The sequence below is a fragment of the Ruminococcus sp. MCC718 genome (assembly GCF_018783905.1).
GTDB classification, from domain to species: domain Bacteria; phylum Bacillota; class Clostridia; order Lachnospirales; family Lachnospiraceae; genus Hominisplanchenecus; species Hominisplanchenecus faecis.
The window spans coordinates 1-215 of record NZ_WQNP01000129.1 but is presented as its reverse complement, the minus strand read 5'-3'; the positions used below and the strand labels follow the sequence as shown (position 1 = coordinate 215).

Here is a 215-nt window from a genome sequence, read left to right as displayed (position 1 = left end):
CCATTCCACTTTGCCTTATATTCTAACTGTCTTGTCAGCTCATACCATGATACATCACTTATAGACTTTGCCAAACGGTGATTTTTTACCATGTTTTTTATCTGCAAATCTTCCGAAACTATCACTTGGTTTTCGCTGATAATCTCATGGGACATCTTGTGCAGATAATCTTTTCTGGTATTTGTTATTTTTTCATGGCATAATGCTATCTTTTT

General features: G+C 34.4%; 1 protein-coding gene. It reads right to left on the bottom strand.

Annotation, left to right across the window (positions count from 1 at the left end):
* Window positions 1–215: IS200/IS605 family accessory protein TnpB-related protein (locus GPK60_RS10965; protein WP_215660058.1), on the bottom strand; the 215-nt coding region annotated here is incomplete at both ends.